We start from the raw sequence: 12,966 nt of genomic DNA, 5'->3' as shown, positions 1-12,966 counted from the left end.
CTAAGCCGCGCTGCGGCTTGGCCGGTAAAATCGCAGCAGCGCAAGCAGCAGAAGATTGACCAAGATGATTGCTGCGACGGCGGCAGGTGCTGCTGCATCTGGCGCCAATATTTGTTGACGCAACAAATAACCCGATACCAGAAACGGCGTATTCCAAATCAACGCGCCGCAGAATGTCGCGATGGCAAAGCCTGGCGCCGGGATGGCAAGCACACCTGCTGGCAATGCCATATAGGCGCGAACGATAGGCACAAGCTGACCGAAGAGCGTGGCCCGTATGGCATGACCATGATAATTGCGTTTCAGGCGCAGATACCACTCTTCTTTGATATCCAGACGCCGGGTCATCCTCAGCACGAAGAGGTCGCCACGCGCAGGTCCCAGCCAACGGCCTATTCCATACCAGAACAGCGAGCCTGCCGTTGAACCGGCGGCGGTAACGGCGATCACTGCAGGCAGATCAACCGGGTTGGCGACACCCAGCATGCCCAGCATCAAGAATAGGGCGATCGACGGTAGGATGGGGACAAGCTTCTCGATCGCGGAACACAATGCAAGGCCGAACAGTCCCCACGCCGCCAGATCGGGCAGAACATCCAACATATAGGAGGAGTCACTCATGTGGCGGCAGCCGGAGATTTTATCGGCCTGCGCCGGACGATCTTATAGACCCTAGCAGGCGGAAAGTTGCGCAGCACCTGGCCCTGCAGCGTTGCCTTGAAGCCATACCGGTCGAGCAGGCGATGCGGTATCGGACAGCGCAGGCCATAGGTGAACTGATAGAGTGCCCCGCCCTCACGCAGCCTCGCTGATACCGCAGCAAGAATGGCAATGACCGTCTTCGGCGACATGTTAAGTAGCGGCAACCCGCTGATCGCACAGCCGAACAGCTCTCCTTCAGGCAAGTCATAGGCATCAAGCCGCGCAGCATCGGCGCAGATGACGCGGGCATCAGGAAACCGCTGTCGCAGCAGACTGGCAAAACTATCAGCGGATTCAATCAGCGTAATATCGCTTTCGCATATGCCGCGTGCGAGTAGGGCTCGTGTGAATACTCCCGTGCCCGGACCGAGCTCGAGGATCGGTCCCGCCGAAGGACCAATTTCGCTTGTAATCAGATTGGCTAGGACCGGGCCGGAGGGGGCGATCGCTCCCACCATGCGCGGATTGGTCAGCAGAGTTCGCAAGAATAGTGATGTGTTTGACATATGTTCCCGCCAGTAGGGGCTCAAGAGATTCGCCTGTGCAGCAGGCTTTTCCTAGAAGGAGCCGATTGCGAGAACATTGCATCGGGAGCCGATAGGCTATCCGGCCATCGGAAAGCTCAATCTGAAAGACGCACCACCCGTCGGTCCGTCGATGACGCAAACCTTTCCGCCATGGAGCCTCGCAATCTCCTGAACGAGGTTCAGCCCGAGGCCGAAACCTTTGCTGCGTCCCTGGAGGCGGTGAAACGGTTCGAAGATGCGGTCCCGCTCCTCCTGCGGGACACCGTTTCCTTCGTCGCTTACGGTAATGCCGGTGGCACGGCCGACATGGACGGTGATCCTGCCGCGGCGGCCGCCATGCTGGATCGCATTCTGCACGAGGTTGGTGACGGCCCGCTCGATGGCCATGCGATCACCGAGAACCTCCACAACCTCCTCGTCCTTGATGAAACAAGGTTCGTAATTGGCAGCGATTGCAAGCGGTGCCAGCTCCGAAACGACGTGTTCGGCGACCTGTACGAGATCAACTGAAGTTGGCTCGAAGCGATGATTGAGGCGCTGAAGATCGAGGAACTGCTCGGCAAGCGTCGCAAGGCGCACCGTATCCTCAAACAGCCGCTCCTTCAAAGGGCCTGCCGGCAGACCATCGAGACGTGCCTGCAGGATCGCGACCGGCGTCCGCCACTCATGCGCAAGATGGGAAAACAGACGCTTCTGCCGCTCATAGCCGTCGTCCAGCCGGCTCAGCGCGTCATTGACGGCTTCGACAAGCGGCAGGATCTCGCGCGGAACATCATCGATCGGTAGCCGCATTCCCTGGCGATTGATATCGATCTGCCCGGCGCGGGCAACGGCGGAATCAAGCGAAGAAAAAGCGCGGCGAATCACGAGTGGCGCGGCAATCACCGTTGCGATCGCCGTTACGATGAGCAACGGCAGAAGAGCGCTGAAGAAGACAATACCCACCGCACCAAGGACACGGATCGTCGACACGCTGCCGTCCATACCTGTCAGAACCTGGACCTCACCGGCCGGAGACGAGACCCATTGCAACCGGGCGGCAGGTACGGTGCTGCCGCCGAGATTGCCGCCGAAACGGGCTTGTCCGACACCGTCGAGCGCAGCGCCGATCGCGGCATAGGCCGCGGGTACGTTTCCGTCCTTGATCGTGGCGCCGCTGCGATCGCGAACGACGAACCAGAGACCCGGCAGATCTCCACGCCGCGCCAAAAGCGCTGCCGTCTCCTTCAGCATAAGGGCACCATTCTGATCGCGCCCAAGGGACCGGGAGATGGCATCGATGGTCTCATCTTCCGGCTGAAGAGAGATGAAACTGCCGGTCGCCCAAAGAGCAGCCACGATGAGCACCGCAAGCAGCGACAGGAAGATCGCTTGCAGGAATGATAGGCGCGATACGAGACGCCATCGCAAGGAAGGCTGGCCTCCGCTCATGATTTCACTCTCATCAGATAGCCAATGCCGCGAACAGGATGAATCTCCAGCCCGGACTCCACCGAGGCAAGCTTGCGGCGAAGACGGGAGATATGCGCATCCAGGGTGTTTGACTGGATATCTTCGCTGAACCCATAGACAGCCTCCTCCAGAGCGTGGCGCGATACCGTGCGACCAAGCCGACGCGCAAGCGCCTCAAAGACCAGAACTTCCCGGCGGGGCAATTCGAGCCGTTCACCCTCGATCAGGATGTCATGACAGCCGAAGTCATAAGATAGCCTGCCGAAATTCATCACCTCGCTCCGCAGTTCGCCGGGGCGCCTCAGGATGGCGCGCAGTCGCGCCAGAAGCTCCTCCATGGCAAAAGGCTTGACGAGATAATCGTCGGCGCCGGTATCAAGGCCGCCAATACGGTCGTCGAGATCGCCGCGTGCCGTCAACACGATAACGGGCGTATCGATGCCGGCCGCGCGCAGCTTCGGAATGATCGACAAGCCATCGCCATCCGGAACCTGCCGATCGAGGAGAATGACATCATAAGGGAGATTGATCGCAGCCTCTTCGGCATCGGCCAGGATCGAGACGTGATCGACGACGGCATCGCGAGCCTGCAACGCAGCGCTCAGCGCCGCAGCCATTTCCGGCTCGTCTTCAAGCAACAATATCCGCAATGAACCGTCCCCAAAAATGTAAGGATTGCATTGCATAAGCGGATTGCGGGAAGATTGCGACCCTCTCCAGGCGACACTTCATCATTCACTGGAGAATTCAGACCGATACGCTGTCGGTAGGAAAGATATCGGCCAGTTTCGGCTTTCGACGCCAGTCAGGTCACAGGGGAAGGCATCGCCTCCCCCTGCGATATCCGCCGCGCGGCGGCTGATAGGTAGGCTACAGCGAACGGAGCGGTGAACCCACCATACAAATGGTTTCCCGTCCGTCGTGATTTCGCAGCCGCACCGCCATTCTCGAACCAGCAGAGGTCAAGAAGGACGAGCCGTAAAGTGCCCATCTGCATCAAACCCACCTCATTTAAGGCGGCTCACATGCAACGCCAGCAAGCTGCGATAATCCAGCCCTTCCTCACGCTCGGGAAGACCGATATCCCGAAGCTGATAATTCGATAATCCGTATACCTGCTCATAAGTCTGCCGCCGTTTCCAGACAACAAACAGCAGGGCGCGCGCAGTCCTCCACGCACCGAATTTCTGGTACAGTTCATCGACCGTCGCCGTCAAACTCTCGGCAACTATAAATTGTGAATGAGTCATCGCTATTCCTGGCGCAGTCACGCGACCAGGTCCTCTTGAAGCTTGACCGGCTTCAGGAGTCGATGCGTCAACGACACACCAAATCACACCCTCGGCAAGTCATATAGGTTTATTGGGAAAACGCCTAAGCGGCGGCAGATAAAGCTTTTTTAGCTTTAATTATAAAGTCGCCGCGCAGTTGGTGCAATGCACACCAAGGCCGTCGACATCATTCCGCCGGAGACGTAGGTAAACATATGTGAATTATGCATGTCACGCCTCCTTGTTCGATTTGCGGATGAACGTGATCATACGCGAGATCTGGAAATCAGCAACCCCACAATTTCGAATTGCAGATATCAGGCATGAAATGTTGCATCGAAGCAACAGTGACGACGGTATCGAATCGCCTGCCGGGAGATTGTCTCAAGGCAGCACGATAGTCTCCAAACTTACTGTGTTCAAAACACTTCGCTAGAATGAATTGACGATACCGCCGCCGGTGCGCATCTGCTGCACCATGATATGGGCGTGATAATGCATGGCGCATTTGATGGCATAGATTTGCAGGACGACGGGAGAGCGCCGATGCCGCAGGAGATTGAAAAGCCGCGCGCGGTAAGTGGCGCGCAAATCAGCCTCCTTAACTCGGCGCATCAACCGGAGGAAAATCCCGACAGCTTCGAATGCCCATGTCGCGTTGAGTGCCAGCAGGCGCAGCGGATGGCGGCGCAGGTGGCGTAAGCGAGTACTTTCCGGTTCGATACGCGCGTCGATGTAAAGCGCATCCAGCCGATCGAAATAGGCGGCCGGCTCGTGCAGATCGCTTAGAACCGAAAGATATCCATCACGCAGGGTTTCGCGCGAGAGATTGAGCGGTATGACATTGGTGCCATAGGCGGGCGGATCGTCGTGGTCGAGGCGGCCTTCCTTGGCGAGGCGCGTATAAAGCGGCGTCTTCGGAATCGCCGCCAGCATGCCGATCATGGCGTTGACGATGCGCGCATCCCTGATGAAGACCCGCTGCGCATCGAAAATGGTCGCATCGTCACTATCGAAGCCCAGGATCATGCCGCACCAGACTTCCATCCCGGTCTGCTGGATCGTGTGGATCTTGTCCAGCATCGTCCCGCCCTTGCGCAGGTTCTGCAGCTTCTTGGTTTCGCGCAGCGCCTCCTCGTTCGGAGTTTCGATGCCGATGAAGACGACGCGGATATTGGCATCGACCATCAGCTGCATCAATTCAGCATCGTCAGCCAGATCGATCGATGCCTCCGTCAGGAACGTCATCGGGTAATGATGGCGCTCCTGCCAGGCAACGACATCCCGCAGGACCTCCTTGATTGCCTTCTTGTTGCCGATCAGATTGTCGTCAACGATGAAAGCCGTATCCATCCCGGAGGCGAGCAGGGCCTCCATCTCGGCAATAATCTGCGTACTGGTCTTGATGCGCGGCTTGCGGCCGAAAACGACGATGATATCGCAAAAATCGCAGGTGAAGGGACAGCCGCGCGAAAACTGGATGCTGCCGACAGCATATTCGTCCATCTTCAGGAGATCAAAACGCGGCACGGGCACCTTGCTCATATCCGTCTTGTCAGCCTGTTCATAGCGCCGCGCATGATGACCCTCCTGCCATTCGGCCAGGAATTTGGGCCATGTCTCTTCCGCCTCGCCAATGAAGGAGACATCGACGAGATTGCCGAAATAATCCTCCTTGACCGTAACCCAAGGTCCGCCGACGACGGTGAAACAGTTGCGCCGTTTGAGCTCGGTCAGGATTTCCGTCATGCGGAAGCGCTGGACGATCATGCCTGTCAGCGCAACGATATCGGCCTTCTCGCAAAGGCCGTAGTCTATCGGCTCGATATTCTCGTCCACCAGGGTGACGGTATGTTCGGCCGGCGTCAGCGCCGCCAGCAAAGGCAGGCAGGCCACCGGAAGGTTGGCCTTCACGTCGAACAGCGGCAGAGCGTGCTCCATCCCCCAATAAGAGGTTTCGAAACGCGGATTGATGATGACAATATGAGCCATTGAATGGTCCGCTCCATGATATGAATCTGGTTCGGTATTGCTTTGAGCCTGTATGTCATTTGCAGCTGCATGCGCTGGCCTTACAGCCGCGAAGCAGGGTCTTCCAGCATCGAGGCGGCTGTCTTAGCAGCCCTATATGAGCTCAAGATTAAATTCCGGATGCTGGCGGCTGGACGTCCAGGCCATCACCCCGCAGGAGGACGTTTTTCTAACCGGGCGCACTGGGTGCGAAACAACACCTCCCTTCGAGGCCTCTCAAGGGAGGGTAAGCTTCTACCACTTCGGTTGCCGAGAACACCTCTCATCCAGGCCGATTCGACGTGTTCCCGCACCGCCGATAAAAATTTTTCCGGCGGCAATGTCGAAATCGTCCCGACGCAATCGTCTTTATTCCAGACATGGCGCGAAAGGATATTATCGGATCTTTCGCGCCTGAGCCGAACCGGATGAAGGGAGCTGCAAAATGAGTTCGTCCTATCGTTGGGTGATTGTCGGTGCCGGCGCGCTGATGACCTGTGTTGCGCTCGGCGCGATGTTTTCCTTGGCGATCTTTCAGGTACCAATTGCCGCCGATACAGGCTGGTCGCATGCCGGCATCGCTGCCGCCATGACGCTGAATTTCCTGACCATGGGCCTCGGCGCCTTTGCCTGGGGTGCCGCAAGCGATCGTTTCGGCATCCGCATCGTGGTGGTGATCGGAGCGTTGCTGCTTGGGCTGGCGCTTGTTCTGGCAAGCCGGGCGGGCTCGCTTCTGCAATTCCAGCTGACCTACGGTATTCTCGTCGGCCTTGCCGCCAGCGCCTTCTTCGCGCCGATGATCGCGGCGACGACCGCCTGGTTCGACGAGGGCAGAGGTCTTGCGGTGTCACTGGTCTCGGCCGGCATGGGCGTTGCACCTATGACGGTATCGCCCTTCGCCCGTTACCTGATTTCCGCTTACGATTGGCGTTTCGCCATGCTCATCATCGGCATCATGGCCTGGGTTCTACTGATACCGGCGGCACTGCTGGTGCGGCGGGCACCTGTTCTTGCCGAAGCCACCGCTTCGGGCGGGCAGAGGGAAGAGCAGAGCCTGCCCCTTGGCCGGATCTTCCGCTCGCCGCAATTCCTCGTACTCGGCGCGACCTTCTTTGCCTGCTGTGCAGCCCACTCCGGGCCGATCTTCCACATGGTCAGTTACGCCACCATCTGTGGTGTGGGGCCAATGGCAGCCGTCAGCATCTATAGCGTCGAGGGCCTTGCGGGTCTTGGCGGCCGTCTTCTTTACGGGACGCTGGCGGACAAGCTCGGCGTGAAACCGGTGCTGGTTGCGGGCCTTCTCGTGCAGGCGGCGGCACTTGCTACCTATCTGATGGTCAGTGAACTCGGCGAGTTCTATGCTTTGGCGGTCATCTTCGGCAGCGCCTATGGCGGTGTCATGCCGCTTTATGCCGTGCTCGCGCGCGAATATTTTGGGCCGCGCGTCATCGGTACCGTCTTTGGCGCAGCATCGATGCTCTCGAGCATCGGCATGGCCGCCGGGCCTTTGATCGGCGGCTGGATCTTCGATACCTTCGCCAATTATTCCTGGCTCTTCATCGGCTCGTCCCTTGTGGGATTGGGGGCTGCCGCCATCGCGCTTGCCTTTCCGCCCATGCGCCGCCTGCAACTGCAGGCGGCATAAGACAGGCCGGAAGCGGCCTGAGTCCGCTTCTGCAAATCCTGCCGGGTGCCTCATATTTTACCGCGCCCGGCAGCGCTTTCCCCGGCAAAAAGCCCTTGGCGTCATGCTGGTGAAGGACATATTCGTATTTCTTGATGCTTACACACAGATTTCCATAAGCGGCAGCGGTTGCAGCCATTGCAATTTTCAATTTTTGGCCAACACTCACATATGCATCAGGTGCGTGATCTTCTGGGGGAGGAAATCAGGAGAGCACCCACTGGCGCGACTTTCCGCGCCCATCGGCAGGAAAGTCCTGCGTAATGTCATTATGGGGGACATGACACGGGTCTTTTGACCATGTCCCTGGTGCAATTGGGAGGATTGATTCATGGCATCCACGTCCGTGGCCGAGACGACGAGTCGAGGCATGACCAGGGAGGAGAAGAAGGTCATCTTCGCCTCCTCCCTTGGAACCGTGTTCGAATGGTACGATTTCTATCTTTACGGTTCTCTGGCCGCCTTCATCGGCACGGCCTTCTTCAGCGACTATCCGGAAGCAACCCGCAATATCTTCGCCCTGCTCGCCTTTGCCGCAGGCTTCCTCGTCAGGCCGTTCGGCGCCCTCGTCTTCGGGCGCATCGGCGATCTTGTCGGGCGTAAATACACCTTCCTCGTCACGATCCTGATTATGGGTCTTTCGACCTTTTTGGTCGGCGTCCTTCCCGGATCAGCGAGCTGGGGCATCGCCGCGCCCGTCGTCCTGATCATCCTTCGCCTGCTGCAAGGTCTGGCGCTCGGCGGAGAATATGGCGGTGCTGCGACTTATGTCGCCGAACACGCACCCGACAACAAACGCGGCTATTACACCTCCTGGATCCAGACGACTGCGACGCTCGGCCTGTTCCTGTCGCTGATCGTTATCCTGATCGTCCAGAACGCCCTCGGGAAGGATGCCTTTGCCGCCTGGGGCTGGCGCATTCCCTTCCTGCTCTCCTGCCTTCTGCTCGCCATCTCCGTCTGGATACGGCTGTCGCTCAGCGAATCGCCGGCATTTAAGAAGATGAAGGAAGAGGGCAAGGGCTCCAAAGCTCCGCTTTCCGAGGCCTTCGGCCAGTGGAAGAATGCCAAGATCGCCTTGATCGCCCTGCTCGGCCTTACCGCCGGCCAGGCGGTCGTCTGGTATGCCGGCCAATTCTACTCCCTGTTCTTCCTGCAGAACGTGCTGAAGGTCGACGGCCAATCAGTCAACATCATGATTGCGATCGCGCTTCTGATCGGCAGCGGTTTCTTCGTGTTCTTCGGCTGGCTTTCCGACAAGATCGGCCGCAAGCCGATCATCATGGCGGGCCTTGCACTGGCGATCCTCACCTATTCCCCGCTGTTCAAGGCTTTGACCAATGCCGCAAATCCGGCGCTTGCCCAAGCGGAGCAAACCATCCGGGCGACGGTGACGGCTGCTCCTGGCGATTGCACCTTCCAGTTCAATCCGGTCGGCACCGCCAAGTTCAACAATTCGTGCGATATCGCCACGTCCTTCCTGGCGAAGTCGTCCGTGCCCTATACCATTGTCGAAGGCGCAGCCGGGCAGCCGGCGACGGTCAAGGTCGGCGACGCGACCATCACTTCTTACGATGCGACGGCGGCAGGTGCCGGTGCAGCGGCCAAGAGCGCGGCATTCACGCATGACATGAACCTTGCCCTGCAGAAGGCCGGTTTCCCACTGGCTCGCGATCCTGCCAAGGTACCGGACGCCAAGCTGGATGCCTTCATCGCCGCAAATCCCGAACTGGGGCTCAACGCGGCAACCGTGCGGGCGGGCGACAAGACGGTCACTCCGGTCGCGGATCTCGTCAAGGCGAAGCTTCTGACGGCGGATCAAGCTGGCGGCGCAACCGAGATGCCGGTCTATACCATCGCCAATGGCGGCGCCTTCAAGATGATTGCTAATCCCTCGGCCATCAACTGGCCGCTGACCATCCTCATCCTGACCATCCTCGTCATCTATGTGACGATGGTCTACGGCCCGATCGCCGCAATCCTGGTTGAGATGTTCCCGACCCGCATCCGCTATACAGGTATGTCGCTGCCCTATCATATCGGCAACGGCTGGTTCGGCGGCCTGCTGCCCGCAACGGTCTTCGCCATGAGCGCCGCCAAGGGCGATATCTACTACGGCCTCTGGTATCCGATCGCGATTGCTGCGATGACTCTGATCATCGGCCTTATCTTCGTTCGGGAAACCAAGGGCGTCGATCTGAACAGCATCAAGTAACCGCATAAGGCCCGGCGTTCAGATGCGGCACGCCGGGCCTTTCTTTGCTTCGTTTTGCCAACCCTTAATCGAAGCGCAGATCTCAGCTTCCGCAAAGAGCGTGGAGCAGCACCAGAAGCGAAAAGAGGACCATCAGGCCCGCCAGAAAATGCTGCAGGATCGACCAGACGCGTTTGGTTGCCGCAAGGCTTGGCCGCGTTGCAAGAGAAGCGAGATAGAGCACTGTATCCATGACAACCCCTGGCGCATGTTTCCGCAGGCGCGACGTGATCACCTCGCTATCGCGGACATTGCTGATATTTAACGGCTTTATATTGTCTATAAAATTAGTAGATTAAAGGAAGGGTTTTCCGGCTCCCTCGGAATTTCAGACAAATTAAACTCCCTGACGACAGGCGTCGGCAACACTTGCTCGATCTCGCCGCACATCCACGAGCTCCAGATGGAGGCGAACCGGAGCCCGGAAAAAATTTATTCTATAGATTAAATAAACAAAGCAAGGCTCGTCCTTTTAATTGATCGCCAGTGGCTTACGAGTACCGCTGACAATCATCGAACCCATGCCCATGACCTTGCTGGATGCCCAAAATCTTTCGCTTGCTTTCGGCTCGACACAGGCTTTGTCGGCAGCGTCTCTAACCGTTGATCGCGGCGAGGTCGTCGCACTGATGGGAGCGAATGGCGCCGGCAAGTCGACGCTGGTCAAAATCCTGTCGGGCATTCACCGCGCCGATTCAGGCACGATCCTATGGAACGGCGCGGATTATCGCCCCGAAAGTCCGGCCGAGGCAACAGCGCGGGGCATCGTTACCGTGCATCAATCGACCGATGTCGTCGGGGTCGCCGGCCTTTCGGTCGCGGATGCGCTGCTGCTCAACCAATATGTTGACGGACGCCAGCCCTTCTTTCTGTCGAAGCGTTCAGTGCGGCGGAAGGCAGAAGCGATCCTGTCTGAAGCCGGCTTCGACTTGCCGCTCGACGGGGATTTCGGCGATCTTGCAACCGCTGACCGACAGATGGTCGCCATTGCGCGCGCCCTTTCCAATCAGGCGCAATTGCTGATCCTGGATGAGCCGACCGCAAGCCTGTCTGCGCGCGAGGCGAGCCGGCTTTATGATATCGTCCGTCGGCTGAAGGCCCGCGGCTTGGGCATTCTCTATATCTCGCACCGTACGGCCGATCTCGATGCGCTCGCCGATCGCGTGGTCGTCCTGCGCGGCGGCCGCAACGTCGGTGCCTTCTCGCGCCCGATTGACTTCGATGCCGCCATCGAAACCATGATCGGCCGTTCCATGAAGGCGGCTCGCCCGCATCGCCGTGAACAATTTGACCGAACCATACTGGAGCTTCAGGGCATACAGCTGTTTGCCGACAGCCCGCCGATCGATCTCAGGCTTCATGCCGGCGAGGTCGTCGCCATTACCGGCGTCCTCGGCGCCGGCAAGAGCCGTCTTCTGTCTACGCTTTTCGGCCTCGAGCGCTTTGCCTCCGGCACGGCACTTCTGGATGGCATTGCATTTCAGCCCGGCTCGCCCGCGGATGCAATCGCGCGTGGCGTCGTCATGGCTGCCGCCGACCGGCATCGCTCTTCTCTGATGCCATCAGACTGGCCCGGAGAGAGTATTGCGGCAACGATCAGCCTACCGCACCTAAAACGCTGGTATCCGTCGGGTTTCCTGTTTTCCGGGCACGAGAGCCGTGAGGGAGAAAAGGCCATCCGGCGCCTCGGCATAAAGGCCCCCGGTCCCGAGGCGTCCGTCTGGTCTCTTTCCGGCGGCAATCAGCAAAAGGTCGTGCTCGCGCGCTGGGAAGCCGAGCCAAGCCGCCTGCTGCTTCTCGACGAGCCCTTTCAGGGGGTCGATGTCGGCGCCCGCCAGGACATTATCGCGGCCATACGCGCCCATACCGACCGCGCTACGCTGATCGCCACATCCGATCCGGAAGAAGCACTCGAAGTCGCCGACCGGGTGCTGGTGATGGAACATCATGGTCTCAAAGAAGCCGTTGATGCGGCCTCGGGCGGCCGACAGAACGAGGAATATGCCTGATGAGTGAAGGTACCGTGGAAATCCCCGAACAGATCAGGCGGACGAACCATGCGATATCGCCGCAGGAATTCGTGCGGCGGGGCGCTGTATTTCTCCTCCTCCTTGCCCTTATCATCATTTTCAGCTTCGCCCAGCCGGCCTTCATCAACATCAACAATCTGATGAGCATCCTGCAGGCGGTTTCGGTGGTCGCCATCATCGGTGCCGGCGTGACGGTGACGCTTGCCATCGGCGGTTTCGATCTATCCGTTGGCGCGGTGGCTGCCTCCAGTGTCATGGCCGCCAGCTACGCCATGATCGTATGGAACCTCGATGTCTATGAGACCGTGCCGCTGGTGCTTGCCTTCGGCGCGATCGTCGGGCTCGTCAATTCTCTGCTGATCGTTCGGCTGAAGGTGCCGGATCTCCTCGCGACCCTCTCTACCATGTTCCTGCTCACGGGATTACAGCTGATCCCGACAGCCGGACGCTCGATCTCGGTGGGATTGATCCTTCCCGATGGGACGAAGGCGATCGGCAAAGTCGATCCCACCTTTTTGACGATAGGACGTTCAAGCCTGTTCGGCACCATTCCCTTTCCCGTCATTCTGATGCTCGTCGTGGCGCTTGTGCTTTTCGTGCTGACCGAGCGTACGCGCCTCGGTCGCCTTCTTTACGCAACCGGCGGCAATGAAGCCGCGACGCGGCTCGCCGGCGCCAATATCGCCCAGCTGAAAACCTTTGCCTATGTGCTGTCAGGCGTTCTCGCTTCGCTCGGCGGCATTATCGTTGCTGCCCGCGTCGGTCGCGGCGACGTCTCTTCCGGCGCATCGCTGCTGATGGACTCCGTCGCAGCCTCGCTCATCGGCTTTGCCGTCCTTGGCCTGCGCCGCCCCAACGTTCTTGGCACGACGATCGGAGCGGTCTTCGTCGGTGTGCTTCTGAACGGCCTGACGATGCTGAATGCGCCCTATTATACCCAGGATTTCATCAAGGGTGCCGTTCTCGTCGGCGCGCTTGCGCTGACCTACGGGATCGGCCGCAGCAAGGCGTGATCCCGCCATCCATCCCAACTCAA

Annotated in this window: 11 protein-coding genes; 4 read left to right on the top strand and 7 right to left on the bottom strand. The window is 59.0% G+C overall.

Features of this window, described 5'->3' with window-relative positions:
- The 6 genes from GDN47_RS09485 to GDN47_RS09460 all read right to left on the bottom strand — a co-directional run bounded on the left by GDN47_RS09485 (window position 1) and on the right by GDN47_RS09460 (window position 5,944).
- On the bottom strand, window positions 1–621 hold the full coding sequence (locus GDN47_RS09485) for a DedA family protein (RefSeq protein ID WP_113329571.1): 621 nt from the start codon (window positions 619–621) through the stop codon (window positions 1–3).
- A complete protein-coding gene (locus GDN47_RS09480; protein ID WP_112723326.1) occupies window positions 618–1,208 on the bottom strand; it encodes a class I SAM-dependent methyltransferase in 591 nt (196 codons plus the stop codon). The genes GDN47_RS09485 and GDN47_RS09480 overlap by 4 nt, the downstream gene beginning before the upstream one ends.
- A gap of 96 nt (window positions 1,209–1,304) precedes the next feature.
- On the bottom strand, window positions 1,305–2,660 hold the full coding sequence (locus GDN47_RS09475; protein WP_113329570.1) for a sensor histidine kinase: 1,356 nt from the start codon (window positions 2,658–2,660) through the stop codon (window positions 1,305–1,307).
- Window positions 2,657–3,331: a response regulator transcription factor gene (locus tag GDN47_RS09470; RefSeq protein WP_162749411.1), complete on the bottom strand. Its 675-nt coding sequence runs from the start codon at window positions 3,329–3,331 to the stop codon at window positions 2,657–2,659. Before GDN47_RS09470 ends, GDN47_RS09475 begins: the two co-directional genes overlap by 4 nt.
- Before the next feature lie 357 nt (window positions 3,332–3,688).
- Window positions 3,689–3,931: a DUF1127 domain-containing protein gene (locus GDN47_RS09465; protein WP_113329568.1), complete on the bottom strand. Its 243-nt coding sequence runs from the start codon at window positions 3,929–3,931 to the stop codon at window positions 3,689–3,691.
- 453 nt (window positions 3,932–4,384) lie between these two features.
- Complete coding sequence (locus tag GDN47_RS09460; RefSeq protein WP_113350659.1) at window positions 4,385–5,944, bottom strand: B12-binding domain-containing radical SAM protein; 1,560 nt, start codon at window positions 5,942–5,944, stop codon at window positions 4,385–4,387.
- 463 nt (window positions 5,945–6,407) lie between these two features.
- On the opposite strand from GDN47_RS09460, the gene GDN47_RS09455 reads away from it, so the two are divergent.
- Both GDN47_RS09455 and GDN47_RS09450 read left to right on the top strand, forming a co-directional pair.
- On the top strand, window positions 6,408–7,607 hold the full coding sequence (locus GDN47_RS09455; protein ID WP_113329566.1) for an MFS transporter: 1,200 nt from the start codon (window positions 6,408–6,410) through the stop codon (window positions 7,605–7,607).
- A 370-nt stretch (window positions 7,608–7,977) separates the two neighbouring features.
- Complete coding sequence (locus GDN47_RS09450) at window positions 7,978–9,861, top strand: MFS transporter (protein WP_145318994.1); 1,884 nt, start codon at window positions 7,978–7,980, stop codon at window positions 9,859–9,861.
- Window positions 9,862–9,943: 82 nt separating this feature from the next.
- Here the strand turns inward: GDN47_RS09450 and GDN47_RS31955 are convergent, their stop codons facing one another.
- The gene (locus GDN47_RS31955; protein ID WP_156090748.1) at window positions 9,944–10,093 is read right to left on the bottom strand and encodes a hypothetical protein; all 150 of its coding nucleotides are present in this window, start codon (window positions 10,091–10,093) and stop codon (window positions 9,944–9,946) included.
- Window positions 10,094–10,427: 334 nt separating this feature from the next.
- On the opposite strand from GDN47_RS31955, the gene GDN47_RS09445 reads away from it, so the two are divergent.
- Entirely contained in the window at window positions 10,428–11,909 is a 1,482-nt protein-coding gene (locus GDN47_RS09445; protein WP_152093140.1) for a sugar ABC transporter ATP-binding protein, read from the top strand.
- Complete coding sequence (locus tag GDN47_RS09440; protein ID WP_152093139.1) at window positions 11,909–12,943, top strand: ABC transporter permease; 1,035 nt, start codon at window positions 11,909–11,911, stop codon at window positions 12,941–12,943. Before GDN47_RS09445 ends, GDN47_RS09440 begins: the two co-directional genes overlap by 1 nt.
- The last annotated feature ends 23 nt before the right edge of the window (window positions 12,944–12,966 follow it).

The organism is Martinezella dioscoreae (genome assembly GCF_009176305.1).
Taxonomy (GTDB): Bacteria; Pseudomonadota; Alphaproteobacteria; order Rhizobiales; family Rhizobiaceae; genus Rhizobium; species Rhizobium dioscoreae.
This window is presented reverse-complemented; position numbering and strand designations above follow the sequence as displayed.

Excerpts from the sequence above, each read along its gene's own strand:
- GDN47_RS09455 (WP_113329566.1), top strand. The coding sequence starts at position 6,408 with ATGAGTTCGTCCTATCGTTGGGTGATTGTCGGTGCCGGCGCGCTGATG.
- GDN47_RS09475 (WP_113329570.1), bottom strand. The coding sequence starts at position 2,660 with ATGAGCGGAGGCCAGCCTTCCTTGCGATGGCGTCTCGTATCGCGCCTA.
- GDN47_RS09440 (WP_152093139.1), top strand. The coding sequence starts at position 11,909 with ATGAGTGAAGGTACCGTGGAAATCCCCGAACAGATCAGGCGGACGAAC.
- GDN47_RS09460 (WP_113350659.1), bottom strand. The coding sequence starts at position 5,944 with ATGGCTCATATTGTCATCATCAATCCGCGTTTCGAAACCTCTTATTGG.
- GDN47_RS09480 (WP_112723326.1), bottom strand. The coding sequence starts at position 1,208 with ATGTCAAACACATCACTATTCTTGCGAACTCTGCTGACCAATCCGCGC.
- GDN47_RS09450 (WP_145318994.1), top strand. The coding sequence starts at position 7,978 with ATGGCATCCACGTCCGTGGCCGAGACGACGAGTCGAGGCATGACCAGG.
- GDN47_RS09465 (WP_113329568.1), bottom strand. The coding sequence starts at position 3,931 with ATGACTCATTCACAATTTATAGTTGCCGAGAGTTTGACGGCGACGGTC.
- GDN47_RS31955 (WP_156090748.1), bottom strand. The coding sequence starts at position 10,093 with ATGGATACAGTGCTCTATCTCGCTTCTCTTGCAACGCGGCCAAGCCTT.
- GDN47_RS09445 (WP_152093140.1), top strand. The coding sequence starts at position 10,428 with ATGACCTTGCTGGATGCCCAAAATCTTTCGCTTGCTTTCGGCTCGACA.
- GDN47_RS09485 (WP_113329571.1), bottom strand. The coding sequence starts at position 621 with ATGAGTGACTCCTCCTATATGTTGGATGTTCTGCCCGATCTGGCGGCG.